Source organism: Chryseobacterium sp. T20 (genome assembly GCF_047345655.1).
Classification (GTDB): Bacteria; Bacteroidota; Bacteroidia; order Flavobacteriales; family Weeksellaceae; genus Chryseobacterium.
On sequence record NZ_JBLFDU010000001.1, the window covers coordinates 845,661 to 871,695 of the forward strand.

Here is a 26,035-nt window from a genome sequence, read left to right on the forward strand (position 1 = left end):
AAGCCGGCAGGAGTGATCCTGCCGGCTTTTTTACAGCTATTTTTTATGCTTTAACATGAGGATTAAAATAAAAACACGATAAAAATCATGTTTTTATTTAGACTGATTAAAAATAATTATATATTTTTGTGGAATCATTCTAAATAAGGATTTAAAGAATAAATTATGAAAACAAAACTATTATTGGCTTCAGTACTGGCATTGTCTGTTCAGCAGACTGTTTTGGCGCAGACTGACGCGTTGGGATACTCACAGGTAAATATGACAATGGGGAGCGGATACCAAAACCGTGTGTTTGTAGATCTTGCAGATGGTAATATGGTTTCTCAGCCAGCCAATACTTGGGATATTGCTTTTTATAGAAACTCAAACTACGCTTTTGGATCAAGAGTCAATGATGCTAAAGATATTGAAGTATTCACTGCTTCTACCAATTTAGCCGATTGGGATAATATCAATATCAGCAATGAATCTTCATGGGGAGCCCCTCTTTACAATCCGGATCAGACCACTGACTGGAGTCAGGGAGCTTTTGAACAGGGACCTGTGACTTCTCCAAACCCTAATATCCCTTCAACAGGATGGGGAGTTTACAACCCGGTGAATCACCATATTCAGGGGAAAGCTATTTTTGTTTTAAAATATGCTTCTGGAACTTATATCAAGTTTGCTATTGAAGATGCTTTTGCAGGGTATACTTTCAGATATTCAAAATGGAACGGTACTTCATGGGGAGCTACGGAAACAAGAACTCTGGCTAACGGAACGGATGATTCTTATTTCAACTATTTCTCTTTTGATAGCGGAGCAAAAGTTCCAAGTCTGGAGCCTTCCAGAACAGCATGGGATTTTGTATTCTCAAAATATTATACATTCTATATGGGCGTGCAGATGTACCCTCTTTCCGGAGCAATCCAGAGTCCAAACGTAAAAGTAGCAATGGTACAGCCGGAAACTCAGCAAACAGCAGCCAATTCTATTCCTGCCAGTACAAGTTTCTCTTCAGCTATTACTACTGTAGGACATTCTTGGAAAGGAATCGGGACCGTAAAAAGTGATGTTGTATACTACGTTAAAAAAGGAAACGATTACTACAGAATGTATTTCACTACCAATGGTGGAGCCAGTACAGGAAACATGTATTTTAAATACAAAAAGATCACGGAAACTTTAGGAATTACTGAAGTAGGCAAAAAAGCTTCTTTTGGTATTTATCCTAACCCTACCACGGCGGATAAAAAAGTAACTGTTCTTTTTGATGTTAAAGAAAAAGCAGGCAACAAAGGGAATGTAGAAGTTTATGATCTTACCGGGAAAAAGGTATATTCAGATGAACTTACAAACCAGGCAGGATTTTACAAGCAGGACCTGAACCTTTCTACCCTTCCATCAGGAAATTATCTTGTAAAAATTACTTACGGTGGCCATTCGGAGACGAAAAAGCTTATCGTGAAATAAATTATTTTATTTTAATACTTTCTATTTTTTCTAATAAAAAGGGCGGTTTCAGAATATTGAAACCGCCTTTTATTTTTTCTTCATTAAAGAACTTAAAAATTTATAAAAACAATAGTTCTATACCGCTATTCCTTAAATCATTAAATCATTAAATTTTTAAATCTTCAATCCCATTAATATATTTTAAACCCCTTATAAACCTCTACAGAGCTTTCCATAATTTTGGAAGCATCTTTACGGAAGTCTAACAGGTGATCCTGACCGTTATGTCTGTTGTGGTGCTCAACACTTTCCCAAAGCTCGATCAGGAAGAAAGTTCCTTTATTATCTTTATCTTCAATAAGATCATACTGCAGGCAGCCTTCTTCTTTTCTTGTTTCTTTCACAAGGTTCTGAAACAGCTCTACAGCGTCCATCAGATAATTTTCATTAAACTTAAAAAGTGCAATGATATGTAAATTCATGTTCTAATATTTAGTGATGTAAAAGTAAAATATTTTCAAAACCGAATATGTTTTTAAACCTTTTATTTTTCCACACCAAGCATAATTTTTAATTAAAAACTGATTTATAAATAGTTATAGAACTCATTACAATCACCAAAGTTCCGATAATCACAAACATTTTCTTCACAGGAAGCTTAGCGGTAAGCATGGCAGAAAAAGGAGCGGTAATAATTCCACCGATTAAAAGACCGAGAATAATATTCCAGTGCTGGATTCCCAGGGTAAAGAAAAAAGTAATGGCAGCGGTTAGGGTAAGAATAAACTTAGCTACAGTAGAACTTCCTACGGCAAATCTTGGGGTGAATGCATTTTTAATCAATGTTCCGGTTACCAAAGGTCCCCAGCCTCCACCAGCAAAGGAATCTATAAAGCCTCCTATCACTCCCAATCTGGTTAGATTGGTTTTCCTTTTCAGCGCTTTGCTTTGTTTTTCTTTAAAAGCATTTGATAGAATCTGGAATCCTAGATATAAAGTGTAAAAAGCAATGAGTGTTTTCGTGATTTTCGCATAATACTCTCCCAGATAAGTAAGACTGACAGCTCCGATAATGGCTCCGATCACAGCTGGAATGGCGAGCTTTTTCACCAAACTTTTGCTTACATTTTTCAATCTTATATGACTGAGACTTCCTGCGGCGGTGGTAAAACTTTCCGCAGAATGAATACTTGCGCTTACAATATGCGGTGGAATATTGAGCAGCATAAGGGTTGTGGTACAGATCACTCCATATCCCATTCCCATGGAACCTGCAACAATTTCTGCAAAAACACCTACCAGAAGCATCCAGTAAAAAATATAATTATCTTTTGCCAGAATGATCTGCAGTTCTTCCAGATATCCCAGTTCGTACATGGAAAAAACAGCAATGGATATAATAGCAGCAGTCACCAAAAGGACATTAATCCTTACCTGAATTTTTCTTGAAATCACCATATCACAACCGTTTTAGTCCATACTCCTTCATCATCATCATTGGCAATCGAGACATTTAAAGTTGGGGTGTTTTCTGTAGTTCTGTGCGAGGAAATCTTTCCGGATATAATACATGCAGGCACAGAATACACTGCAGTAATAGAGGGCGTAAGCTTTTGTAATTGGGTTACCTCTTCTTTTGAAATCATAGTTTATTCATTTGAAGTAGTGCAAATATCTGATAAAATATTTATCCTACAAAACAAGTAGACTATTAATTCAAAAAAAAGGATCAGGTTAATCTACCAGATCCATTAAAGTTTTACTTTCCAGAATATTCAGTGAAGCATCCCGAACCTCTATTAGTACATCATGAAGCCCGCAGTGATCTTCATTGCAGTCATCACATTTTTCATAAAAATTGAGACTCACACAGGGAAGCATGGCAATAGGGCCATTGACAAGACGAATGATTTTCGCCAGTTTCACATTTTCCGGGTTTTCTTTTAAAAAGTATCCTCCACCCTTTCCTTTTTTACTGTCAAGGATTTCCGCTTTTTTCAATTCAAGAAGGATGTTTTCCAAAAACTTTAAAGGAATCTTTTTATGTTCCGCAATTTCAGAAATAAGAATCGGGCCTTCATTTCTTTTTTCTACAAGATATGAAAGCGCCTTAAACGCATATTGAGATTTTTTTGAAAGCATTAGAGCAAAAATACGAAAATTGTTTAATATTTGAAAAAGACCCGAAAACAGGAATAATAAACGAATAAAAAGGTAAGCTTGTCTATCCGTAATTTTACGGTTTTAGGTACCACATTTTTGCCTTTCTCCTATTAAATCATTATGTTTGCGCTATGTTCAGTAAACAAGAGGCACAGCAATTAAAAAAGGAATTTTGGACAGCTTTTGGAAGATCATTTCCCAGAAAATGGATTCTTTATGATACCAAAATCAAGGACATGGCATTTAAATTTTCTGCCGACAACAAAAAAGTAGAAGTTTCTCTGGATATCGAAATGAAAGATGAAATCTTCCGAAATGCTTACTACGAGAAGATCTGGTCTTTGGAAGATATTTTAAAAGATTTTATCGGAGATTTTCAGAAAGAAGAATATTTCACCCTTGAAAACGGTAAGATAATCAGCAGGATATGGGTTGAAAAACATAATGTTTCTATTTTTAACAAAAACACCTGGCAAGAAATTTTTGAATTCTTTGTGGACAAAATGGACGGTTTCGAACGGTTTTACTACGAATATGAGGATTTTATAAAGGATATATAGAATACTTACGAAATAAATACTACTTTACACTTCAGGTTAAGATAAAAAAAGAAAACTTATCTTTGCCCTACCACTTAAACTAATAGATGAAACAAACTAACATGATTAAAAATGAGAAAAGTGTACAAAAACATTTTTGGAGAGATTATCTCCAAAAGTAATGCTGTGAAGCTGAGCGAATATCATCTGTATTATTATGAGGAAGGTTCCGATTTCCTGAAAGAAATTGAATTTATTAACGAAGACAGTGTTTATAACATCAATTATTTTTTAAGTGACGAAGAAGACGAAACTCAGGTAGTCAATTATCTTAAAGAAAAGTCAGACTTTTTTGATATTGAAAAAAAAGAAACAACCGACGGCTTTATTATTTCTACCAATAAATTGTATTCCTTATCCGTAGATGAACTGCCTTTAATTTCTAAAACTGTTTTCAAAACAGACGATCCTGAAAATTTCATCTGTTCACAGGTTATTGATAACGAAACCCACCAACCCCAGCTTGAAAGAACCATAAAATGCTGGTATACCAACGACGAGAGCGGTGAAAAATATGCAGCCATAGAATGCAGCTATCAGGAAGACGGAAAACTGGAACTTGCTGTAGACAAAACTCCGGATCCGGATCATGAAGAAAACTGGATTCATTATGATTATGATACTTTCCAGGACCTTCAGTCACAGATTTCCACTGACATCAGCTATTACAAAACTGCCGCCTTGCTCCCCAAAGAAGCCTTTCAGCAGTAATCTATATTCTTTAACACACCACATCAAAATTATTACATGGAAGAGAACCCCATCTTTTTTGCAGACGGAAATGACCCGGAAATGATTGAAGCTTACAGAAAAGCTCAGGAAACCTTTAAGTATTTCTGGCGTGAACAGTCATGGGAATACAGAAGAATCATTCCCGGACTTAATGTATCATGCGTTAAAACGGCTTTTGAAGAACAGGATGAAGAAACAGGAGAAAGCCTGGTAGAAAATATGTGGATTAATGAAATATTCTTTGACGGAGATCACGTGAGAGGATATTTGATTAATGAACCTAATAGTCTTAAGAACATCCAGGTGGGTGATTATGTTGAAATTCCTTTACAAAATATCAGTGACTGGCTTTTTGCCATCACTCCGAGTGTACAGAAACCAAAGGGACTTTCCAAACTATTTTCATCATCATCCTCACCTCTTCCGAAAGCTTACGGAGGTTTTACCATCCAGAAAATGCGTGCTGACATGTCTGATGCAGAAAGAAAAGAACACGATAATGCCTGGCAACTGGATTTTGGAGACTTCAATGATATCCTTGTTGTGAATAACCAGAAGGAAAATCCCGAAAATCTTATTGAACATCCGATGAGTAAAAATATGAAGGAGGAATTTGCAAAGTTTTTACAACAATATCCGGATGAACTTACTCAAGCTGATGAAGACGGACTGACTCTTCTTCACAAAGAAACTATTGCTGGGAATTTAACCACAGTAAAGGTTGTTTTAGAAGCTGGAGCGGATAGAAACATCCAGTCTAAAAAAGGAAAAACAGCTTTAGATTATGCAAAACAGCTGAACTGGGAACATCTTATTCCTGTATTGGAAGGATAAACTATTAATTAAGACTATTATAACTCAGAATTTGTTTAAACTTTTATTTTTGAAACATTAAGATTGTATTAAGTTGTTGAGAGTATTAAGATAAGCTTCGCTTTAAGCTTAAAAATCAGAATGATTCATCTTAACTATACTTTATTTCTTAAATCCTTCTTAATGGTTTTTAATATATTAAACATTTTTATAAGTCTAAACAACCACTCAATACTAAGTTGTTAAAATAAAAATTCCGGAAGAAAATCTTCCGGAATTTTTTATGTTTTATCCAAATTTCTTTTTTCTTAACCAGAAGAACAATCCTCCGATAAGACCGATAATGGCCAATGGAAGCAGTAAATTGATCCATTGCCAGGTCGATTTCTCTTCAGTAATTCTTTGTCTGTCAAGAAGCCTTTCCTCGATATTTCGGTTTCTCAATTCCATCAGATTGCTGTCATCAAGAAGGTAATCTAAGGCATTTCTAAGAAACTGTTCGTTTCCAAACTGCTCGTTTGTTAAAAGGTCTACACCTAATGGAAGTGGCTTTCCTTTGATTACTTTATTTCTTCCTACATCTCCGTCTGCAATCACAATCATTTTGTTTTCCGGGCTGGATGCTTTGAATCCAGGGTACGATTTTCTTTCAATCCTTGATGCATAGGCAGAGTTAAATTTTCCTTCCAATGCTACAGCGAAGATCTTGGGTGTGCTTGGTTTTTCCATTTGCCCAAGACTGTCTACACTTGCAATTTCTTTCAGATCCACATAGTTGGGAACCTGTTTCAGCAATGTTCTTTCACTGGATTCGAAAAGAACTTTTGTTTTGATATTCTTTCTCCCTCCTAGTGTATCAATAGAAGTCGGGAATTCAAATTTTACAGGGTTGATATTTTTGGTGACCGGATTATTATTTTCAGCAATACCAAGCGGATAATAAGGCCACGGTAAGCTTGTGTACTGAGGATTTCCACTCACTTCTCCTGTAACCAGTCTTAAAAGAGCAAACTTTTTCACATCTTTTACCAAAGCAGGATTGATTCTTATCCCGTAATTGAAAAAGAAGTCTGTCATATTGATATCAACCGGGAAAGGCATTACTTTTTTGGATCTTGTTAAGGTGTCCATTTCAGCATTCACGGCATCAATCATCCAAAGAGTTTTCCCTCCGTTCATGATGTACTGGTCCAGAATTACTTTTTCATTATCTGTAAAAGCTTTTCTTGGTTTTGCAATCACCAAAGCACTCATCTGTTTTAATAGCGGAATATCTTCCACTGAAAGTTCTGTCTGATTTTTAGGAATAATAGGTCCTGCATCGTAGTTTTCCATTGCAAGCTGTACAAATCCCTGAAATTCATCCGGATTCAATTCATCGTGGTTGACCAGAATTCCGATTTTCTTTCTCTTGGCTGCTGCAATATTTTTAATATTAGAAACAAGATTATATTCCAGTCCTTCGATAGATCTTGTCAGCTGCTGATCAGCATCGATTCCTGCCTGCTGTACCACTAACGGGATAGAAACTCCATCGTTCCCATGTTTAATCACCGCATAAGGGAAAAGGGTGATCTGTGAGATCTTACCATCTTTTACATCCGGAAGAATAGACGGTTGCATTCCCATTGCCATCAAAGTGTCCTGAGACATTTTTGTTTTAATCGGATCGATGAATTTAAAATCAATCTTCGGATTAATTTTTCTGAATTCTTCCAGCATAAATTTCGTTTCGCTTTGCAGCTGTTTGAAACTTGCAGGAAAATCTCCTTCCAGATACACTTCAACCGTCAGAGGCTTTTTAACAGACTCTAATACTTTGATGGTGTTATCAGAAAGGGTATATCTTTTTTCTTTTGTTAAGTCTAACCGGATTCCCGAATAGGTCAGGATAATCACTAAAGGAACAATTACAATTAAGAATATTCCCAGTGGAGATTTAGCATTGAACTTCTTCATGATTCTACTTCTTTTTGTTAATAAAATGATTAGACAATACTAATGAAGCCCCGATAACGAGTACAAAATAGGCAACATCCTTAAAATCAATAAGCCCTCTTGTAAAGCCTAAGAAATGCTGATAGAAACCAATATTCTGAAGGATAAAATCTGCACCTCCCAATAGTTTATAACTCGCCAGCTGTTCAATTCCAAAATACATGATAAAGCACATGAAAACGCCCAGCAGATAAGCCATAATCTGATTCTGTGATAATGAAGATGCCAGGATTCCTACTGCTGAAAAGGCAGCAATTAAGATCATCAGTCCAATATAACTTCCGAAAGTCATCCCCAAGTCAATATTCCCTGCAGGAACTCCCAAAACATAGACTGTATACAGGTAAATTAAAGAAGGAATAAGGCATAAAATTCCAACAATCCATACAGAAAGAAATTTTCCGGCTACCAGTTCTGAAACCTTTAACGGTTGTGAGAAAAGCCAGTTTAATGTTCCGGTTTGTTGTTCTTCCGCAAAAGTTTTCATGGAAAGTGCCGGAATGATAAACATCAACAGCCATGGAACCAATACGAAATAGCTCTGCAATGAGGCCATTCCGATCTCAAAAATATTAGAATCGTTGTCGAAAAAGAACAGGAAAAGGGTTGCTATCAAACTGAAGGCGGCAATAATCACCCATGCACTCCAGTTTCCAAAGTAACTCCAAAGTTCTTTCTTTAAAATTGCAATCATAGTTTTTTTGTAAGATGTAGAAAGGATGAATGTTTCAAAACAGACGCCCTACTCTACAATTATTTGTTTTTTTTATTTTTATTAACCAGTTTCACTGTCATCATGATCAGCAATACAAGAACGAAAAATCCTGCAATTAATTGCCACCAGTATTCGATCACCATTGATTTTAATATAACGGTAAATACCACCATAAACAGAATGAATGTTGCAATTTCATTCGCCTGTCTCAGTTTGATATTGGCAATCGGCAGGGTATCTCCATGTAATTCTTTTAAATGAAGGACTTTTTTCCAGCACCAGTAATGGTAAATGGCAAGCCCGATAAGGAAGGTCAGTTTTAAATGAAACCACGGCATTTTCATCAGCCCGGTATTTAAAAAGATCATGACCAATCCGCAAACTGCCATGATTACCCCCGCAGGAACGGTGATAATATTCCACAGCCTTCTGGCCATAAAAGTGTACTGCTCTCTCAGAATTTTCTTTTTTTCTTCCGGAAATTCATCGGTATCTTTATAATAAACGAAAATCCTCACCAGATAAAAAATTCCCGCAAAGTAGCTTACCATGAAGATAATATGTAAAGCTTTGATGACGGTATACAGCATCCTAAAAATTTGTTTGCAAAGATAGTTTATTTCGGAAAAAAAGAGAATTTAATCTAAAATCTTTAGCTTAAAATAATAAAGATTCAATATTTTTTAGAATTTGAAAATGAATTTCATATCAACATTAAAATTGAAACGCAAACTGGAACCTTGCCGATTAGAATGATAATCAAAAGGAAGACCATCTACAGGAGCATACTCTTCTTCCTTTCCTGTCATGTTAGTATAAGAGATATTTTTTTGCCTGATACCAAAGCCAATTTTAGGCATAAAGCCAAACCATGAGGATTCTTTATGAATCAAAATGCTGTAGTTGATATTTAATCCATATTTGGTTCTTTTATAATCTGCCGAACTAAAAGAATAATAAACATCATTTTCATCATAATATTTTCCTGAAATATTTTTCCCTGTTTGATTTAAATAGAAAACTTCTGCTGATACAAAATGCTTTAATCTTGATTGTGGTGCCAAGCTGTAAAAAACTTCCGGTCTTATCTCAAAAATCATGTTTTTCCCTTCAAAATTGCCCATACTTACGGGCATTATTTTGTCGGTTCCATAGGCCAATTCGCTTCCCACCCACCATCTTTCACTTATTTTCCGCATATACCCTATATTATAGCGTTGGTCACGAAAAGGAGCAAAAGCACTTACGGTAAGTATTGATTTGTAATCATTAGATTGAGCATAAATGGTATTGAAAAAGCTAAAAAAAGCAAAAAGAAGTAAATATTTTTTCACAAACTGGTTATTAGAATTAGTGATCCAAATATATTATATTATCACTTATTCAGCAATAGCTTTTTTTTAATTACAATTATTTAATTATTAAAAGAAATAGTATCAATCATTTTAAAAATTGGTATATTTTTAATGCATTTCATTTTTTCACTATCAATACTTCCAATACAGTGAATAAAAAAACAGGATTTCTCTCAATATAAGAAATCCTGTTTTTTACTCTACAAACGTAGAACTTTTTTATCTTAAGAGATCACTCCTAATTCTTTTCCAACTTTTTCAAAAGCAGCAATCGCTTTATCCAAATGTTCTTTAGTGTGAGCAGCTGATAACTGTACTCTGATTCTCGCTTTTCCTTTCGGTACTACAGGATAGAAGAATCCGATGACGTAGATTCCTTCATCCATAAGCTTTTCAGCCATTTTCTGAGAAAGCGGTGCATCGTAAAGCATTACCGGAACAATAGCAGCATCTCCATCTGGAATATCGAAACCTTTCGCTTTCATTTCCGTTCTGAAATATTCTGCATTTTCCATTACTTTATCACGAAGAGAAGTATCATCAGAAATCATATCCAATACTTTTAAAGCAGCTCCTACGATACCAGGTGCCAGAGAGTTGGAGAATAAATAAGGTCTTGAACGCTGTCTCAGCATATCAATGATCTCTTTTCTACCGGAAGTAAATCCTCCTAAAGCTCCTCCTAAAGCTTTTCCTAAAGTAGAAGTGATGATATCTACTCTACCCATTACTTCATTAGCTTCGTGAGTTCCACGACCTGTTTTTCCGATGAAACCTGTTGCGTGAGAATCATCTACCATTACCAAAGCATCATATTTATCGGCAAGGTCACAAACTCCTTTTAAGTCTGCTACAATACCGTCCATTGAGAATACTCCATCAGTAACGATGATTTTAAAACGGTGATTTTTTTCAGAAGCTGCAATCAACTGAGCTTCCAGATCAGCCATATTATTATTCTTATATCTGTATCTCGCTGCTTTACACAAACGAACACCATCAATGATTGATGCGTGGTTCAGTTCATCTGAAATAATAGCATCTTCTTCTGTAAATAATGGTTCAAAAACACCTCCGTTTGCATCAAATGCTGCTGCGTAAAGGATGGTATCTTCAAGACCTAAGAAATCAGCAATTTTTTTCTCCAAATCCTTGTGAATATCCTGTGTTCCGCAGATGAAACGTACAGAAGACATTCCATATCCGTGAGATTGAATCATATCCTGAGAAGCTTTCATCACTTCCGGATGGTTGGATAATCCCAGATAATTGTTCGCACAGAAGTTCAAAAGTTTTTTTCCGTTCGCTTCTATTTCTGCACTCTGCTGAGAGGTGATGATTCTTTCTCTTTTGTAAAGTCCGTCATTCTCAATATTCTGAAGTTCGTTCTGTAAATGTTGAAGGTATTTTTCAGAGATCATTTTTAGTAATTTTTTAGATGTGCTAATTTACTAAAAAGGCAGTAAAATAAAACCTTTTATATGCTTAATTCTAAAAAATGAATATAGATTTCAGTTTTAACATTATTAGTCTATAAATTTAGTAGGATAATATTTATATTTGTTTAAAATTTTAATGCATGAGATTAAAGCCGGTACAAAAAATAAAGATGGTCAGTTCGGAAACCTTTATCAACAACCACATGAAGCCAGGAGTTCCGATTATTATTGAAGACTTTGTGCATCCGGAAAGTCCAGCTTTCAAAAAGTGGAATTATGAGTATTTTAAAAAAGTTGCGGGAGATTATATGGTGAATATCTACGGCAGCGAGCTTGATTCCCTGGACAGAGTGGCCAGTGATCCTATTGCACAGACTACATTTTCAGAATATCTTGATTTGATTCAATCCACTCCTACTGAACACAGGCTCTTCTTATTTAATTTATTAAAAATAAAACCTGAGCTTAAGAACGACATTATCTACAATGATGTTACGAATGGTAAAATACTGAAATGGCTGCCCTTTATGTTTTTTGGTGGAGAAGGTTCTGTTACGAGAAATCATATCGATATTGACATGTCCCATGTTTTTATCACCCAATTCCAGGGAATCAAAAGAATCTGGCTCTTCCCGTGGGAACAGTCTGATTTTATGTATAAACTCCCCTACAACTTCCATAGTCTGGCTCAAATTAAAAATCCCGATTACAGAAAATATCCGGCTCTACTTTATTTAAATGGTTATGAAGCTGTCATTCATCCCGGAGAAACCCTTTATATTCCTTCCGGTTGGTGGCATTATATTCAATATGATACGGAAGGTTATTCCATATCGGTAAGAGCCCTTCCATCAAGTGCTCTTGAAAAATGGCGTGGATTTAAAAACCTGGTCATTACCAGACATTTTGATAATCTTATGCGAAAAGTATTCAAAGAAAAATGGTTTGAGTATAAAGTGAAAACGGCAAGAAAAAGAGGAGCCAGAGCAGCAAGAAAACAAAGAAGCTTTCAAATCTGAAAGCTTCTTTGGTGATATTATGATTGATTTTGGTAAAAGTAATCATTCATACTTTACCGTTTGTCATTTTTAATGCTTGATAAATTTGATATTCTTTTCATCAATCGTAATGAAATAAGCTCCGGGAACCAATTCTGTTATTCCAATCGCTTTACCTGGCTGATACGTTCCTTTTCCAACCAATTTTCCGTCTATTGCATGAATCGTAAAATCTACAGCTCTGTTAATACCTTTCAGATTAATTTCATTTTTGGCAGGGTTAGGATACAAACCAAAACCTTCTTTCTCAACAGAAGAAACACTTAACGTATTATCCTGAGTCACTGTAGAGTTTTTCTCAATAATCTGGTAGTCATAATTAAACTGAACACTTGCTATCGGGAATGTTACCGACTGTAAAAAGCTTTGATTATTGGATGTATTATTAAGGACAAAATAAGCAGTCTGCCCGGCAGTTCCGGTTACTTTAATAGGTAAAGGCATTTCAAAGAAGCTAACGTTAGCACTGCTCTGTGTCTGAGAAACTTTAAATAAAGCCTGATTTCCGCCCTGCATCCATTTGATGGTGTAAGTAGGATATCCTTCGCCATAAACCCAGTCATTGAAAAATTCTGTAAAGTCTGTTCCGGTAGACTGAAGCAAAGAAGCATTAAAATCTGCCGTACGTGCGTAGCTGTATGCCAGGTTCGGTCTTGCATGATAGTCTTTAAGTGCCTGGTAAAATGCAGCATCACCTAAAATCCACTTCAGCATTCTCAATACATATCCTCCTTTAGCATAAGACAATCTGCTGTCAAATATTCTGTTGATGCTGGAAAGTCCGGAATCCGGTACATACACAGTTCCTGTTGTACTTGCGGTAATGTAGCTGGACTGACCCTGTAAGTAATTCAAAAATTCTGTGTTGCTCATCAATAGCTTTTCATTGGCAAGATGCTCTCCAAAAGTTGCAAAACCTTCATTCAGCCAGATATCATTCCATGCGCCACAGGTTACTTTATCTCCAAACCACTGGTGAGTTAGCTCATGGGCAATCAACTGCTTGCTCCATCCACCCATGGAAGACATTGTCTGATGCTCCATTCCTCCACCATACATGAATTCCATATGTCCATATTTTTCATTACGGAAAGGATAAGTCCCAAAATAGGTTTCAAAAGTATCCATTACCTGCTTTGTCCAGTTAATATTCGCAATGCTTGTTGGATTTGAATTCGTGGACGGATAGATATAGTTTACAAAAGGAAACGGAGGATTTCCAATGGTGTCAGTAAGTTTAACAAAATTTGTAATCGACAGCGCGATCAGATAAGCTGGCGTAGGATACATTGTTCTCCAGAAAGTAAGTTTGGTACTTCCTGTAGGAAAAGTTTCAGACATCAGTTTTCCATTAGCGGCTACACTATAATTGGAGGGTGTCGTAATTTTAAAATCAAATCTTTCAATTTTATCATTTAAACTCTGCTTGGTAGGAAACCAGTCCTGTGCTCCGTAAGGTTCATTCAAAGTAGAAAGTACCGGAGTTCCGCTTTGAAGAGCAGTTTTGAAAGCATCATTACTTGTAGATGGTGCTCCTGCATAATAAATAGTAAGAGAATCTACTGTATTGGCAGGAATGGAAGCCGGAAAATCAATTTTCAGTTCTTTTGAAGGAAGCTGCTGAAAACTTGTAATGTTGGTTCCATGATACTTCACCTGAGAAACCGTTAAAGAATTGGAAAGATCAAAATAAATACTTCCCATATTTTGGTTAGGCTTAAAGTGAGAAGTCACTGATCCGGAGATGTTATATACCGCAGGATCCAGGCTCACATCCATTCTCTGATACTGCAAGTCGTAATTCAGCGTATTGGGATTCGTATTCCCGATGTTCATTTTTTGAGTGAAGGATTTTTTCTCTTTTTCAATGAGTCCCTTCATATCAATGTTTTGTTCTTGCTTCTGGCTATAGAACTGTTGGGAAAATAGAAATCCCAACACCAAAAGGTACAATTTTGTCATGTTTAGAAAAATTTAATCAAATATAAAAAAAACCTTTTAATCAATGATTAAAAGGCTGTTATAATATATAAAATAAAAAATTTTTAAAGATCTAATACAGGTTCAAGAATTTTCTCCATTCTTTTTTTCACCATATCTACCGATCCGGAATAGTTATTCACCATTAAAGAGAAAACCAATGTTTTTCCTGAATTTGTTTTCAGATAACCGGCTAATGTTTTTACTTTATTCAAAGTTCCTGTTTTAGCAAAAACCTGTCCGTTTCCTCCAATATTGAACATTCTTTTTAAAGTTCCGGATTGTCCTCCGATCGGTAAAGAAGTCAGATAAGATCTGTAATATTTCTGATCCATCAGAGAAGTAAGAAACTTCACCTGAGAAATTGGAGTTACATTATTGCTTCTTGAAAGTCCGCTTCCATCTATATAGTTAAGCCCAATCATATCAAAACCTGCATCTTTCAGGTGATTCGTCACCACCATTCTTCCGGATTCCGAAGTCTGGTCACCCATTTTCTGATATCCTACCGTTCTCAGCAAAGCTTCTGCCAATGAATTGTCACTGTGCTGATTGGTATAATAAATAATATCATTTAAAGTTGGGGACTTATACGCTGAAAGCATTTTTCTGTTTTCCGGTGCTGCATCTGTCATTTTCGGAGTTACTTTTCCGGTAACAGGAATTCCGCTTTTTACCAGTGTTGTTCTGAAAGAATTGGCAAGATAAGCCGGAGCATCAGGAAGTTTGGTTGTTAAAGCTCCGTTTCCTTCATATTTATCAGCATATACCATCTGATGATTGTAAGGAGAAACGTAGAAGAATTTCTTTTCTGTAGAGAAACCTCCTTTTTTAACAATCAGTTTTTCGTTGGCCGGGTTGATATCGCGGGTACTTCCTGCAGGCAGATAGTAATTATTATTTTCCAACCATACAACATTTTCCGGAAGCACTGAAATATTGCCTTTGAAAAGCGCTGTCTGAATGATAATATCACCATTTACCTTTTTGATTCCCTCTCTTGAAATACCGCCTACGAAATCTGAAATAATATCTCGATAAGATGCTGCACCCGCTTTGTTTGTTCCCAAAGAAGGGTCACCACTTCCTATCACATAAAGATTTCCATTCAACACTCCATTTTCATCTATCGTTCCTGAGTACTCCAGCTGAGTCATCCAACGGTAGTTTTCACCCAGCATATTTAATGCCGTTTCCGTTGTAAGCAGTTTGGTAGTAGAAGCAGGTACTAAAGGAGTATTTTCGTTATACGAAGAAATTACCTTCTTCGTTTTCGGATCATACACTACGAATCCCCAGGTTGCATTTTTCAGCACAGGATCCGCCATCATTGTGTTTACATTAATGTCTACCAGTTCTTTTGCTGACAAAACAGTCTTCTCCACCATCGTACTAACGGGTGACGGCAGGTTTAAACTGCTTTTCTGATTGTCATAATTCTGAGAATAAAGAACGGTAGAAACGGTAGATTGAGCCAGGAAAAGACCAGAAGCCAACACCGCCGCACTTGAAATATATTTTCTGAAATTTACCATCTATCTTCTTTTTGTTCTATAGTTTTGACTCTATAAAAAATGACAGGTTAAATCATCCAATAAAAGAGCCAAACACTTAATCAACGTCCAAAAGTAGAAATTATTGTCATATAACGGACCACCGACCCATTATAAAAGAGTGTAAAGTTTGTTAAAAATCGTTAAAAATCAACAAAAACATCTTTTTTAATGCTTTGATATGCAGTGATTTCATCAAATTCTTTCAAACTTATCAAAACCATGTTTTTGAATTTCTCATAGTTTTTCCCACGCGGAAGCTTCAGCATAATCTGAAACTGATAGAGATTATTCAGTCTTGCAATCTGAGCTCTTTCTGGACCTAAAACACAATCTTCAGGAAGATATTTTCTGAGAATAGAACCCAGAAACTGAGAAGCACGGTCTACTTTATCTTCTTTTCTGTGTTTCATTTCAATCATAATCAGCTTGGTGAAAGGCGGATAATGAAATTTCTGACGTTCCGTAAGGATATATTTATAGATCTTGGCAGGATTATTCATCTTGATCAGCTGAAATACGGAATGATCAGGATTAAAGGTCTGAATAAGAATTCTCCCTTTTCCGGAAACTCTTCCAGCCCTTCCCGAAACCTGTGTGATCAGTTGATATGCTCTTTCTTCCGCTCTGAAATCCTGTACATATAATAAGGAATCCGCTTTAGGAATCGTAACCAGTTCAATATGATCAAAATCAAGTCCTTTTGAAATCATCTGTGTTCCTACAATGATATCTGTTTCTCCATCTTCAATCTTCTCGTACAATTTTTCGTAGGCGAATTTTTTACGCATGGAGTCTACATCCATTCGGTCTACCTCATTTTCCGGGAACAGTTTGGTAACTTCCTCATGAATCTGCTCTACACCTACTCCTCTTTCGTTCAGCTTTTCAGAATTACATTTCGGACACGTTCTTGGCTTGGAAGCTCTTTGTCCGCAGTAATGGCACTTCATTTCATTGGCGGCTTTGTGATAAGTCATTACCACATCACAATTGGAACAGTAATTCACATACCCACAACTCTCACATTCTATAACATTGGAATAGCCACGACGATTGTGCAGAACGATTGCCTGATTTTTTTCATCCACCGTTTTCTTAATCTCCTCGATAAGCTTCAGAGAAAAGTTCCCGGAAACCTTTTTAGATTCCTGAGCTTCTTTGAAATTGATCAGTTCATATTCCGGCAGATTGACATTCCCGAATCTTTCATTCAGGAAAACATATTTCATTTTATCTTTTCGGGCTCTGTAGTAGCTCTCCACAGAAGGCGTTGCTGACCCTAAGATCACTCCAGCATGGTAAAATCCACCCAAGACCAAAGAGGCATCTTTAGCATTGAAATAAGGAGAGACTTCTCTTGGTCTGTACGCAGAATCGTGTTCTTCATCTACGACAATAAGTCCGAGATTCTGATAAGGTAAAAACAGTGCATTACGGGTTCCGATCAGAATACGGATATCGTTCTGCCTGATTCTTCTCCATACTTCAACCCTTTCAAAATCGGTCAGCTTCTGATGATAAAAACCAAGCTGTCTGCCATATTTTTTTTCTAATCTTTGAGTAATCTGTTTCGTAAGAGAAATTTCCGGAAGCAAAAACAGAACATTTTTTCCGTCACGGATACATTCATCAATTTTCTCTAAATAAATATGAGTTTTTCCTGATGAAGTAACTCCATGAAGCAAAACATTCTTTCCTTCTACAAAAGCTTCATCAATCTCAGATTTTGCTGTTTTCTGCTGTTCGGAAAGTTCTTCAAGCTCTTCAATTTCTCCTTCATAGCTTTCAATTCTGTCTTTCTGCATAAAGTATTCCTCTACAAGACCTTTGTCTGCCAAAGGTTTGAAGTGGGAGCTTCCGAAATAACCGTCCTCAAACAGTTCAGATTTCTTAATAGGAGCATCCGGCTTTTCCGTCTGTTTTTCCAGAATAAGCAGGAAAAGATCTTTCTGTTTTTGAGCTCTGTTTAATTTTAAAAGAATATCCGTAAGATTCTGATTGGCCAAAACCTCATCATTAATTCTTACATAAGCCACTTCTTTGGCTTTGTATTTTTCAGCAATTTTCTCATCAATTTCAATATATTGAAGATCAATAAGCGAATTGATGGTTTTGATGATATCTTTTTTAGGAATAAAAGCTTCAATATCCGTCAGATTGATCAGTTGTCGTACTTCCAATGCCTGAACCAGATACATTTCGTTAACATCCAGGTTTTCAAAATCTATGATGGCACCAGGTTTTAATTTTAAATAGGTTTCACTTTCCAGTTTTAAAGAAGAAGGAAAAGAAAACCTGTAAATTTCTCCGAGGCTGCACAAATAGTATTCTGAAAGCCAGTTCCAGAAATCAATCTGCTCCTGAGGAAGAATCGGTTGATCATCCAGCATGCTGATGACTTCCTTGGCTACAAAGTTTTCCGGTGCATTATCATGAAGTTCAAATACAATTCCTGTATAGATTTTCTTTCCTCCAAACGGTACCAATACACGCATTCCAGGCTGAATTTCGGGCATCATTTCTTCAGGAACTTTATACGTAAAAGATCCTTTGAGGTTCAGGGGTAAAACAATTTGAGCGTATTGCAAGGGAAATATTTAAAATGTAAAATTAGAATTTTCCTGAGAGAACTGCAACTTTACAGAAATTCTTTCAGGACATTGAAAACTTTAGTTTAAAAGCCAATCCTACCACAAAAGTCACAAAAGCTTTAACTCTTTAAGTTCTAAGCTTTATACATAAAAATACATATAAGTTTAAGAATCTGAAGATTTTCATTTTGTGAACTTTACATAGTTCATATTTAACCTTAAACTTTTGTGGATTTTGTGGTTAAAAAAGCAGTTCCGTGATCTCATACCAGAATGCAGAGGTAAAAAATCCTACAATAATACTGACTCCGATAATCAGGTTGGTCAGTTTTGTATTCAGCCTGAACTGTTCTGCAATGATACTTGAAGTAACCAATGTTGGCATGGCAGCTTCAAATACTGTAATTTTAGCTACATCTCCTTTTATTCCGAATAATAAAGCCATTCCCAGAACAATTGCTGGTGCCAGAATCAATTTATAAAGCATCGACATAGACATTTGAGGAATCAGTTTTTTCCATCCGTTAAATTTCAGCTGTAATCCGACTGAAAACAAAGCTAAAGGGCTTACCGTAGCAGCCAGTTTATCAAAGAAAGGTTCTGCAACGGTAAAGTCGATGAACCGCGACAATACCAAAGCGGAAATACATCCTATTAATGGAGGGAATGTTACCAATCTTTTTAAAATAAATATGGCACTTACTTTTCCTGATTTACTTCCTCCTTTTACAGCCGCAATAATTCCGAGGGTGGAAAGTGCAAAAAACATGGTCTGGTCACAGATAATGGCAATACTCAAAAGCCCTTCGCCATAAAAGGCACTGATTAAGGGAAATCCGATGAATGAAGTATTGCTATAACCACTTGCTAATTCCAAAGTACTTCTGGACCGCCTTGAATATCCCCTGCTCTTACTGTAAAACATCATAAAGAAAAAGCAGAACACAGAAACTAAAAATGTGGCTGCAATGGGGAACAGCATTTCTGTTGTCCATTTTACTTTAGGCAGATATTTAAACGAAACTGCCGGAAGAGCAAGATAAAGAATCCAGGTATTGATACCTTTATGGGCATCGGGGTGGATAGATTTTGTTGCTTTGAATATCATTCCTGCAATGATACACACTGCAATCAGAACAAAATTTACCATAACTGTAATAAAATATGAGGCAAATTTACGGCTGATTTTTGAGTTGGAAGGGTAAAATTTATATTTTTTTCGGTAGAATTTCTAATGAAACTTTTCAGTATTAAACCTTATAGGTTTGGAGACCTACCTGCCGGAAATTTATACCCCTTGTCAAGGTTTTGAATCTTGACAAGGGTTTAGCTGCTTGAAATAATTTTTTCAAAATATTTTTTAATCCTTCATCACATCCCAAAGGCTCATTACTTCAATTTTTTCCAAAGGTTTTGAAAGGGTAATTCTTTTTGAAGTTCCCGGCAAGAGATCAAAGAAATTATCACTGAAATGAGTATCTCCTATCAGATAAACATCTTTGGCTAAAATATCTGTTGATATTTCAATTTCAGTAGATGAAATTTTTCTGATTTTAATTTCCGGGTTTGACAGTTTTAAATCTTTAGGCTTATTAAAAAAGAACAGTTTTTCAAATTTTGTGTCTTTTTCAAAACTGATTTTTAAAACAGCTTTAGACAAATCAAACTGACCCATTTCTGATTTACTGATACTGCATATTTTCTTACTTATATCTGCATTGATAACCTCTGACTGATTGGTTTTCCAAAGTGTTTTTCCTTTAAAATCAATGAGTTCAAACTTAATATCTGCGTTAAATTCTTTCACAAGATCACTGATCAGATAAATATCATAACTTTTATCGGTTTCAGCTACTGATACCAACACCGGTTCAAAGCTTCTTTTTGCCTGATAATGGAAGGCTTTCCAGTTTCCAAGATAATCAATGGAAGACCATGAAACTACCGGCCAGCAATCGTTAAGCTGCCAGTACAAGGTTCCCATATTATAGGGTTTTGCACGGCGGTGCGCTTCAATAGCGATCTGCATTCCTCTTGCCTGTAGCAGCTGTGAAACATAATTGTATTGTATAAAATCTGTTGGGATTTTATAATCACGCTTCAGGTATTCATTAATGATATCCCACCCGCGGGCATGTTTTTCGTGAGCTTTGATGGTTGGATTCTGAAGGCTTAAATCCGGAGTTCCGGAGAACATTGATTTTGTGGTTTCAAGACTGGGCGTACCCTGAAAGCCATATTCGGACATGAAACGTCCTACTTTTTCATTGTAAATTTCAAAAGGTTGCTCACCCCACCAAACACCCCAGTAATGGGAATCTCCTTCGGTAAGGCTTTCTTTGTGCCCCCAACCGATGGAGGGAGAACTTGGCCAATATATATTTTTATCCGATTTCAGATTTTCTGCCAATGCATTGGGAATTACATCATGAAACAGCTTTTTATAATCTTTCCAAACCTGAAGTGAATCATTTTTTGAATATTTGAACTGTTTCTGATAGCCCCAGTTGACAATCGCTTCGTCAATTTCATTATTTCCGCACCACAAAGCAATGGACGGATGATTCTGAAGTCTGTTCACCTGATCTTTTACTTCTTCTTTTACATTGTTTAAAAATGCATCATCTGCCGGATAAAAACTTCCTGCAAACATAAAATCCTGCCAGACTAAGATTCCGTTTTCATCGCAGGCTTTGTAAAACTCATCATCTTCATAGATTCCTCCACCCCAGATACGGATCATATTCATATTGGCTGCTTTGGTATCTTTGATCAGCTTCCGGTATTTTTCTTTTGTCATTCTTGGTGAAAAACTATCTCCAGGAATCCAATTCGTTCCTTTGATATACAATGGCTGTCCATTCACTTTAAAAGAGAATGATTTTCCTTTTTCATCTTTTGTCTGAACCAACTCAACGGTTCTTAAACCTATTCTGATATTTTTACCATCAATATTCTGTTGATCTTTTGAAAGCTTTACTTCGAAATCATAGAGATGAGCTTCACCACGCCCGTTGGGTTGCCAGAGTTTCATCCCGCTTGTTTTATAAGGAACCGATATTGTGTTACTTCCTTTTTTTAAAGATATTTTTTGGTGAATTTTATTAAGATCCAAGGTATAGTCACCAGCATTTTGAGCATAAATTTCTACATCAAAATGTAAATCATTCACCCCTTTATCAGATCTGTTCTGAATGTCTTTAACAGTAATAATTTTGGCATTATTCCAGAATTCCAGCTGAACATCTTTCCAAATTCCAGCCGTAACTAATCTTGGTCCCCAATCCCAGCCAAACTGATATTGAGCTTTTCTCACAAAACTTCTTGGTGACTCCGGCATGGTGAACGGAACTTTTTTCGCTAATTCCTTTCCTGTATTCACCGCAGATTTAAACTTAATCTGAACTGTATTTTTTCCTGTTTTCAGATATGGTTTCACTGGAATTTCCCATTTCCTGAACATATTATCTGTTTTCTTTAACAGTTTTCCGTTAAGATAAATTTCTGAGAATGTATCCAATCCATTAAAAACAAGATCAATATTGTCATTTTTCAATTCCTGAGAGGAAACTGTAAATGTTGCCTGATAATCCCAGTCTTCGTTTTCAATCCATTGTACTTTCTTTTCATTTTCATCTTGATAAGGATCGGGGATCACCTTGCTATTCATTAAATCCAGATGAACGGTTCCCGGCACTTTCGCAGGAAGCCAGTTTTGATCTTTTGAATTTCTGAACTGCCAGTTTTCAGAAGATAAATTTCTTTGGGAAAACTGTGCTGAAAGGATGTTCTGTGTAAAAAGGAAAGCAAAAAGGATCGTTCTATTCATCAATAATTTTGTTTGTATCTTACTATCAGTAGTTCTGTCATTCCGAGGCACGAAGGAATCTTCATCTTATTAGTTTAGATTCCTGCTACGCCTGGAATGACAAGCTGAGTGCATATTAATCATTTTATTTACTCCTCAACGCAACCACTTCACTCGCATTGGCAAAAGCCCCACCATCAGTAATGGCTGAAGAATGGAAGTATCCAGCATGGGTAACGGCTCTTATCCCTTCGATATTGGATGAACGAAGTCCGCCTCCAACAAGGATTTCTATTCTTCCATCGGAAAGTTCAACCAGTTTCTTAAGATTTTCTTTTCCTTCAGATACATTCGGTTTCTGGCCGGAAGTAAGGATGGTTGTAAAACCACATTCGATTACTTTTTCCAGAGAATCTTCCAAACTTGCGGCACGGTCAAAAGCACGGTGAAAAGTACACGGAAGCGGTTTTGCCAATTCGACTAAAACTTTATTCTGTTCTATATTGACCTCATCATTTTCATCCAGAATACCGAATACGAAACCGTCTGCATGTAAGGATTTTAAATGAACCAAATCATTTTTCATCTGCTCAAATTCCGAATCCGAATAGGTAAAATCTCCACCTCTTGGACGGATCATTACAAAAATCGGGATCGTAATTTTTTCACGAAGCTTCTTCATCGTTTCAAAATCCGGTGTGGTTCCGCCTTCACTGAGTCCATCACATAATTCTATTCTGTCTGCCCCATTTTCAAAAGCAATGATTGCTGATTCAGGATTAAAACAAGCTATTTCTATTTTTGACATTGTATTATCTATTAAATTTTATTTCGGTTCGTCTTGCCATACATCCGCAATCAGAAAGGAACCGTTTTCTTTTATTACTTTTATCACAGAGGGATATTGAGCTTTAAAGCCATCATCTCTCAATACTACCTTGAAAATATATTCATCTTTTGATGAGGATTTTAAATCACAGCTTTCAACTTCAATAGTATTCCAATCCTGAGCAGAGATCAAAAATCCTATACCGACTCCAGCTTTACTGGTATCAAACTTAGACTTCCATTTATCCTGAAATTCTTTGTCGGTAAGGCTTCCATCAACATCCAGATCAACATTCATGGCATCAGTTTTATAATCAAAATAATCTTTTGTGGTGATCTTCTTCATATTCTTTTCTTCACTTCCGATATCGGCCTTAAAATAATCTACAATGCTTTTCTTCATCCATTTTTGAGCTTCTTCAGCTTCATTGGACTCATTATGCAAAACTATTTTTTCTTCTGTCTGTACTGGTTTTACATCTGTTTTAATCCCCTTCTTTTCTTCCTTGCAAGCAATGATGAGAAATAAGGAAGCGATAATCGTTCTTTTCATATTTGTTTTATGTTTTGGCTAAAGCCAATAGGTGTCATTGATTTGTTTAAATGGGCTAAAGCCCATTTCTATTGAATTTTTAATTATTTTAAAGCAAATTCCGGTTTTTCCAGACGGTTTCCTTTCTGATCATAAACGGCAAAGTTGAAGCCATCCTGAATACAATAAGATCCATATTCTCCCTGTTTATTGATAGCAATAAAACCGACCTGAATATCCTTCAGATTTTTGTTTCTTCGCTGAGCAATTTTTACGATTCTTTCTACAGCTTCTTTACAGGCTTCCTGTGGATTTCTGCCCTGTCTCATCAATTCCACCACAAGATGCGTTCCTACCGTTCTTATCACTTCTTCACCATGACCTGTTGCGGTAGCGGCTCCCACTTCATTATCTACAAAAAGACCTGCTCCGATAATTGGGGAATCTCCTACTCTGCCATGCATTTTGAAAGCCATTCCGCTGGTTGTACAGGCACCCGAAAGGTTCCCCTGGGCATCCAAAGCAATCATTCCTATGGTATCGTGATTTTCAATATTGGCAATGGGCTTATACTGGCTGGTCTTTAACCATTCTTTCCATTCTTTTTCTGATTCAGGAGTGAGAAGATTTTCTTTTTTAAAACCTTGTGAAAGGGCAAACTGCAATGCTCCGTCACCTACCAGCATAACGTGAGGTGTTTTTTCCATAACAGCTCTGGCAACGGAAATAGGGTTTTTAACGTGTTCCAGACAGGCTACAGAACCGATATTATAATTTTCATCCATGATACAGGCATCCAGCGTTACTCTTCCGTCTCTGTCCGGACGTCCTCCATACCCTACACTTCTTTCTTTTGGATCTAATTCTACAAGACGGACTCCTTTTTCTACAGCATCCAAAGCTTTTCCTCCTTTTCCAAGGATTGTCCAAGCTTCTTCATTCGCTTTTAATCCGAAATTCCAGGTGGAGAGTACGATAGGTTTGTTGATGATTTTTTTACTTTCAGGCAGATTTCCGGCCATCACATCTAAAGGATTAATGGTAAGGGCTGCTGTGGCAATTCCCAGTTTTTTAATAAAACTTCTTCGGTTATTGTTCATTGTATGTCAAAATTATTTAATACAAAGCAAATATCTTAAAAAAATTCGTTGAAAGTCTTATGGCTTTTTCACTATTTTTTCTTTCCTATTTTTTCTTATTTTTATATTGGTTATTATAATGAATATTTATGTTTAAAACGTTTAGAAGAATGGATTGCTTTAAGGAATTATCTGATGAAGAAATTCAGGTCCTTGCAAGCATCAGTACTCCCAAACTTCTTCGGAAAAAAGAAAAACTTTTAGAGCCCGGTCAGCCATTTAACCATTTATTTATATTGACAGGTGGTCTTCTGAGATTTTTCTTTGATGATGAAAACGGAGTTGAAATCAATACTTTCCTACCCTCAGAAAAAGAGGTTGCTTTTATGGAAAGTCCGGAATCTTATTCCCCAGAAGGCGCAAAAAAGTATACCATACAGGCTGTCATTGATTCTCAAATTATTCTTTTTAATAAAGGTGAATTTGAGCAGGTTGCATTTCAGCATAAAGGCATTTACAATTTGTATTTAAAATCTTTAAAGCAGATTATCAGCATCTTATCCGCACGTACAGAGCAGTTTTGCAAAAGTTCTCCGCTTTCCCGCTATGAAGATTTCCTGAGCAGCCATCCGTTTGTGTGTCAAAATGCAAACAGAAAGTATATTGCCAATTTTTTGGGTATTACCCCTAATTCTCTTTCCCGCATAACTGCCCGCGACAATAAAAAAAAGAATCAAGGAAAAAAATAACTTAAGAATATTTTTAATTGTTCTGTTCAGTATAATTTTGTCCGGTCAAAAACTTGTTCTTCACCAATAAAAAAAACCAAATGAAAAAAAATACAATCATCTTCAAAGCATTACATCTTATAGAATAGTCTTTACATCTTAACAGAGTAGTATGTGATTGTCCGGATTTTCATCCGGGTGTTAATCTGTATTTTCTTAAGTCAACATTTTATTACCATTTTATACCAATTTATGCAAAGAATAACCACCATTCTCTGCCTGTTATTAGCATGCAATTTTGTGCAGGCCTCTACAGGCAATGTTGAAGACAAAATAGCCGATGGAGCATCCTGGCTGATCTTACTTGTATTGCCTATTGCAGGGATTTATCTCTTCTGGAAGGTTCATATTTATCCGGAAAAAGTAGCAGAAAAGAAAAACCATCCCCAGCTGAACGCGATCAAAAGCATGTGCCTCCTTTCTCTGATCTTTGGTGGTCTTTTATGGCCGGTTGCCTTAATCTGGGCCAACTATGACTATGGAAACCAGACGACGACTCCTGAAAAAGAGACAGACAACACAGATTTGCCTGAAGAAGAATTTAAACCTATCGAAAATTAA

General features: G+C 36.3%; 24 protein-coding genes. 7 read left to right on the top strand and 17 right to left on the bottom strand.

From position 1 onward, the window contains the following. Positions 1-165: 165 nt before the first annotated feature. Positions 166-1,458: a T9SS type A sorting domain-containing protein gene (locus ACMA47_RS03840; protein WP_413928743.1), complete on the top strand. Its 1,293-nt coding sequence runs from the start codon at positions 166-168 to the stop codon at positions 1,456-1,458. 173 nt (positions 1,459-1,631) lie between these two features. On the opposite strand, the gene ACMA47_RS03845 is transcribed toward ACMA47_RS03840, so the two are convergent. From ACMA47_RS03845 to ACMA47_RS03860, 4 genes are all read right to left on the bottom strand, one after another. After that, positions 1,632-1,922 (bottom strand): putative quinol monooxygenase, encoded by a 291-nt coding sequence (locus tag ACMA47_RS03845; protein ID WP_034696070.1) that lies wholly within the window; start codon positions 1,920-1,922, stop codon positions 1,632-1,634. An 88-nt stretch (positions 1,923-2,010) separates the two neighbouring features. After that, positions 2,011-2,898, bottom strand: a complete 888-nt coding sequence (locus tag ACMA47_RS03850) for a sulfite exporter TauE/SafE family protein (protein ID WP_413928744.1) — start codon at positions 2,896-2,898, stop codon at positions 2,011-2,013. Then, on the bottom strand, positions 2,892-3,086 hold the full coding sequence (locus ACMA47_RS03855) for a hypothetical protein (RefSeq protein WP_413928745.1): 195 nt from the start codon (positions 3,084-3,086) through the stop codon (positions 2,892-2,894). The genes ACMA47_RS03850 and ACMA47_RS03855 overlap by 7 nt, the downstream gene beginning before the upstream one ends. Positions 3,087-3,174: 88 nt before the next feature. After that, entirely contained in the window at positions 3,175-3,582 is a 408-nt protein-coding gene (locus ACMA47_RS03860; RefSeq protein ID WP_047432274.1) for an RrF2 family transcriptional regulator, read from the bottom strand. Between the two features lie 152 nt (positions 3,583-3,734). Here ACMA47_RS03860 and ACMA47_RS03865 point away from each other — a divergent pair, with 152 nt between their 5' ends. From ACMA47_RS03865 to ACMA47_RS03875, 3 genes are all read left to right on the top strand, one after another. Next, complete coding sequence (locus tag ACMA47_RS03865) at positions 3,735-4,163, top strand: DUF4268 domain-containing protein (RefSeq protein ID WP_413928746.1); 429 nt, start codon at positions 3,735-3,737, stop codon at positions 4,161-4,163. A gap of 111 nt (positions 4,164-4,274) precedes the next feature. After that, positions 4,275-4,913 (top strand): hypothetical protein, encoded by a 639-nt coding sequence (locus tag ACMA47_RS03870; RefSeq protein ID WP_034696080.1) that lies wholly within the window; start codon positions 4,275-4,277, stop codon positions 4,911-4,913. Positions 4,914-4,949: 36 nt separating this feature from the next. Then, positions 4,950-5,768: a DUF2314 domain-containing protein gene (locus ACMA47_RS03875; protein ID WP_413928747.1), complete on the top strand. Its 819-nt coding sequence runs from the start codon at positions 4,950-4,952 to the stop codon at positions 5,766-5,768. A 267-nt stretch (positions 5,769-6,035) separates the two neighbouring features. On the opposite strand, the gene gldG is transcribed toward ACMA47_RS03875, so the two are convergent. From gldG to kbl, 5 genes are all read right to left on the bottom strand, one after another. After that, positions 6,036-7,706 carry a gliding motility-associated ABC transporter substrate-binding protein GldG gene (gene gldG / locus ACMA47_RS03880; protein WP_413928748.1) on the bottom strand — a complete coding sequence of 557 codons (1,671 nt, stop codon included), beginning with the start codon at positions 7,704-7,706 and terminating at the stop codon, positions 6,036-6,038. A gap of 4 nt (positions 7,707-7,710) precedes the next feature. Beyond that, complete coding sequence (locus tag ACMA47_RS03885; RefSeq protein WP_034695387.1) at positions 7,711-8,439, bottom strand: ABC transporter permease; 729 nt, start codon at positions 8,437-8,439, stop codon at positions 7,711-7,713. Positions 8,440-8,498: 59 nt separating this feature from the next. Then, positions 8,499-9,050: a CopD family protein gene (locus ACMA47_RS03890; protein WP_413928749.1), complete on the bottom strand. Its 552-nt coding sequence runs from the start codon at positions 9,048-9,050 to the stop codon at positions 8,499-8,501. Positions 9,051-9,143: 93 nt separating this feature from the next. Then, positions 9,144-9,794 (bottom strand): hypothetical protein, encoded by a 651-nt coding sequence (locus tag ACMA47_RS03895; RefSeq protein ID WP_413928750.1) that lies wholly within the window; start codon positions 9,792-9,794, stop codon positions 9,144-9,146. Between the two features lie 245 nt (positions 9,795-10,039). Then, on the bottom strand, positions 10,040-11,236 hold the full coding sequence (kbl, locus tag ACMA47_RS03900) for a glycine C-acetyltransferase (protein WP_413928751.1): 1,197 nt from the start codon (positions 11,234-11,236) through the stop codon (positions 10,040-10,042). 158 nt (positions 11,237-11,394) lie between these two features. Between kbl and ACMA47_RS03905 the strand changes: the two genes are divergently transcribed. Beyond that, entirely contained in the window at positions 11,395-12,273 is an 879-nt protein-coding gene (locus tag ACMA47_RS03905) for a cupin-like domain-containing protein (RefSeq protein ID WP_413928752.1), read from the top strand. Positions 12,274-12,342: 69 nt separating this feature from the next. Here ACMA47_RS03905 and ACMA47_RS03910 read toward each other — a convergent pair whose 3' ends face one another. The 8 genes from ACMA47_RS03910 to ACMA47_RS03945 all read right to left on the bottom strand — a co-directional run bounded on the left by ACMA47_RS03910 (position 12,343) and on the right by ACMA47_RS03945 (position 24,707). Continuing rightward, entirely contained in the window at positions 12,343-14,274 is a 1,932-nt protein-coding gene (locus tag ACMA47_RS03910) for a M1 family aminopeptidase (RefSeq protein WP_413928753.1), read from the bottom strand. An 83-nt stretch (positions 14,275-14,357) separates the two neighbouring features. Continuing rightward, positions 14,358-15,827, bottom strand: coding sequence for a D-alanyl-D-alanine carboxypeptidase/D-alanyl-D-alanine-endopeptidase (gene dacB, locus ACMA47_RS03915; protein WP_413928754.1), 1,470 nt, complete (start codon positions 15,825-15,827; stop codon positions 14,358-14,360). Between the two features lie 161 nt (positions 15,828-15,988). Beyond that, positions 15,989-18,436: a primosomal protein N' gene (gene priA / locus ACMA47_RS03920; protein WP_413928755.1), complete on the bottom strand. Its 2,448-nt coding sequence runs from the start codon at positions 18,434-18,436 to the stop codon at positions 15,989-15,991. A gap of 244 nt (positions 18,437-18,680) precedes the next feature. Further along, entirely contained in the window at positions 18,681-19,589 is a 909-nt protein-coding gene (locus tag ACMA47_RS03925) for an AEC family transporter (protein WP_079241068.1), read from the bottom strand. A 210-nt stretch (positions 19,590-19,799) separates the two neighbouring features. Then, positions 19,800-22,268, bottom strand: a complete 2,469-nt coding sequence (locus ACMA47_RS03930; RefSeq protein ID WP_413928756.1) for a beta-mannosidase — start codon at positions 22,266-22,268, stop codon at positions 19,800-19,802. Between the two features lie 124 nt (positions 22,269-22,392). Next, positions 22,393-23,055 carry a copper homeostasis protein CutC gene (locus tag ACMA47_RS03935; RefSeq protein ID WP_413928757.1) on the bottom strand — a complete coding sequence of 221 codons (663 nt, stop codon included), beginning with the start codon at positions 23,053-23,055 and terminating at the stop codon, positions 22,393-22,395. Between the two features lie 18 nt (positions 23,056-23,073). Next, positions 23,074-23,628, bottom strand: a complete 555-nt coding sequence (locus tag ACMA47_RS03940; protein WP_413928758.1) for a hypothetical protein — start codon at positions 23,626-23,628, stop codon at positions 23,074-23,076. Between the two features lie 83 nt (positions 23,629-23,711). After that, positions 23,712-24,707, bottom strand: a complete 996-nt coding sequence (locus ACMA47_RS03945; protein WP_413928759.1) for an isoaspartyl peptidase/L-asparaginase family protein — start codon at positions 24,705-24,707, stop codon at positions 23,712-23,714. A gap of 128 nt (positions 24,708-24,835) precedes the next feature. Here ACMA47_RS03945 and ACMA47_RS03950 point away from each other — a divergent pair, with 128 nt between their 5' ends. Beyond that, positions 24,836-25,435, top strand: coding sequence for a Crp/Fnr family transcriptional regulator (locus ACMA47_RS03950; protein WP_413928760.1), 600 nt, complete (start codon positions 24,836-24,838; stop codon positions 25,433-25,435). Positions 25,436-25,666: 231 nt separating this feature from the next. Beyond that, entirely contained in the window at positions 25,667-26,035 is a 369-nt protein-coding gene (locus ACMA47_RS03955) for a DUF3302 domain-containing protein (RefSeq protein ID WP_413928761.1), read from the top strand.

Coding starts and splice junctions, on each gene's coding strand:
- ACMA47_RS03905 (WP_413928752.1), top strand. CDS start 11,395: ATGAGATTAAAGCCGGTACAAAAAATAAAGATGGTCAGTTCGGAAACC.
- ACMA47_RS03885 (WP_034695387.1), bottom strand. CDS start 8,439: ATGATTGCAATTTTAAAGAAAGAACTTTGGAGTTACTTTGGAAACTGG.
- ACMA47_RS03865 (WP_413928746.1), top strand. CDS start 3,735: ATGTTCAGTAAACAAGAGGCACAGCAATTAAAAAAGGAATTTTGGACA.
- ACMA47_RS03955 (WP_413928761.1), top strand. CDS start 25,667: ATGCAAAGAATAACCACCATTCTCTGCCTGTTATTAGCATGCAATTTT.
- ACMA47_RS03870 (WP_034696080.1), top strand. CDS start 4,275: ATGAGAAAAGTGTACAAAAACATTTTTGGAGAGATTATCTCCAAAAGT.
- ACMA47_RS03910 (WP_413928753.1), bottom strand. CDS start 14,274: ATGACAAAATTGTACCTTTTGGTGTTGGGATTTCTATTTTCCCAACAG.
- ACMA47_RS03940 (WP_413928758.1), bottom strand. CDS start 23,628: ATGAAAAGAACGATTATCGCTTCCTTATTTCTCATCATTGCTTGCAAG.
- ACMA47_RS03850 (WP_413928744.1), bottom strand. CDS start 2,898: ATGGTGATTTCAAGAAAAATTCAGGTAAGGATTAATGTCCTTTTGGTG.
- kbl (WP_413928751.1), bottom strand. CDS start 11,236: ATGATCTCTGAAAAATACCTTCAACATTTACAGAACGAACTTCAGAAT.
- dacB (WP_413928754.1), bottom strand. CDS start 15,827: ATGGTAAATTTCAGAAAATATATTTCAAGTGCGGCGGTGTTGGCTTCT.
- ACMA47_RS03890 (WP_413928749.1), bottom strand. CDS start 9,050: ATGCTGTATACCGTCATCAAAGCTTTACATATTATCTTCATGGTAAGC.
- ACMA47_RS03945 (WP_413928759.1), bottom strand. CDS start 24,707: ATGAACAATAACCGAAGAAGTTTTATTAAAAAACTGGGAATTGCCACA.
- ACMA47_RS03950 (WP_413928760.1), top strand. CDS start 24,836: ATGTTTAAAACGTTTAGAAGAATGGATTGCTTTAAGGAATTATCTGAT.
- ACMA47_RS03935 (WP_413928757.1), bottom strand. CDS start 23,055: ATGTCAAAAATAGAAATAGCTTGTTTTAATCCTGAATCAGCAATCATT.
- ACMA47_RS03875 (WP_413928747.1), top strand. CDS start 4,950: ATGGAAGAGAACCCCATCTTTTTTGCAGACGGAAATGACCCGGAAATG.
- ACMA47_RS03840 (WP_413928743.1), top strand. CDS start 166: ATGAAAACAAAACTATTATTGGCTTCAGTACTGGCATTGTCTGTTCAG.
- ACMA47_RS03930 (WP_413928756.1), bottom strand. CDS start 22,268: ATGAATAGAACGATCCTTTTTGCTTTCCTTTTTACACAGAACATCCTT.
- gldG (WP_413928748.1), bottom strand. CDS start 7,706: ATGAAGAAGTTCAATGCTAAATCTCCACTGGGAATATTCTTAATTGTA.
- ACMA47_RS03845 (WP_034696070.1), bottom strand. CDS start 1,922: ATGAATTTACATATCATTGCACTTTTTAAGTTTAATGAAAATTATCTG.
- ACMA47_RS03860 (WP_047432274.1), bottom strand. CDS start 3,582: ATGCTTTCAAAAAAATCTCAATATGCGTTTAAGGCGCTTTCATATCTT.
- ACMA47_RS03855 (WP_413928745.1), bottom strand. CDS start 3,086: ATGATTTCAAAAGAAGAGGTAACCCAATTACAAAAGCTTACGCCCTCT.
- ACMA47_RS03925 (WP_079241068.1), bottom strand. CDS start 19,589: ATGGTAAATTTTGTTCTGATTGCAGTGTGTATCATTGCAGGAATGATA.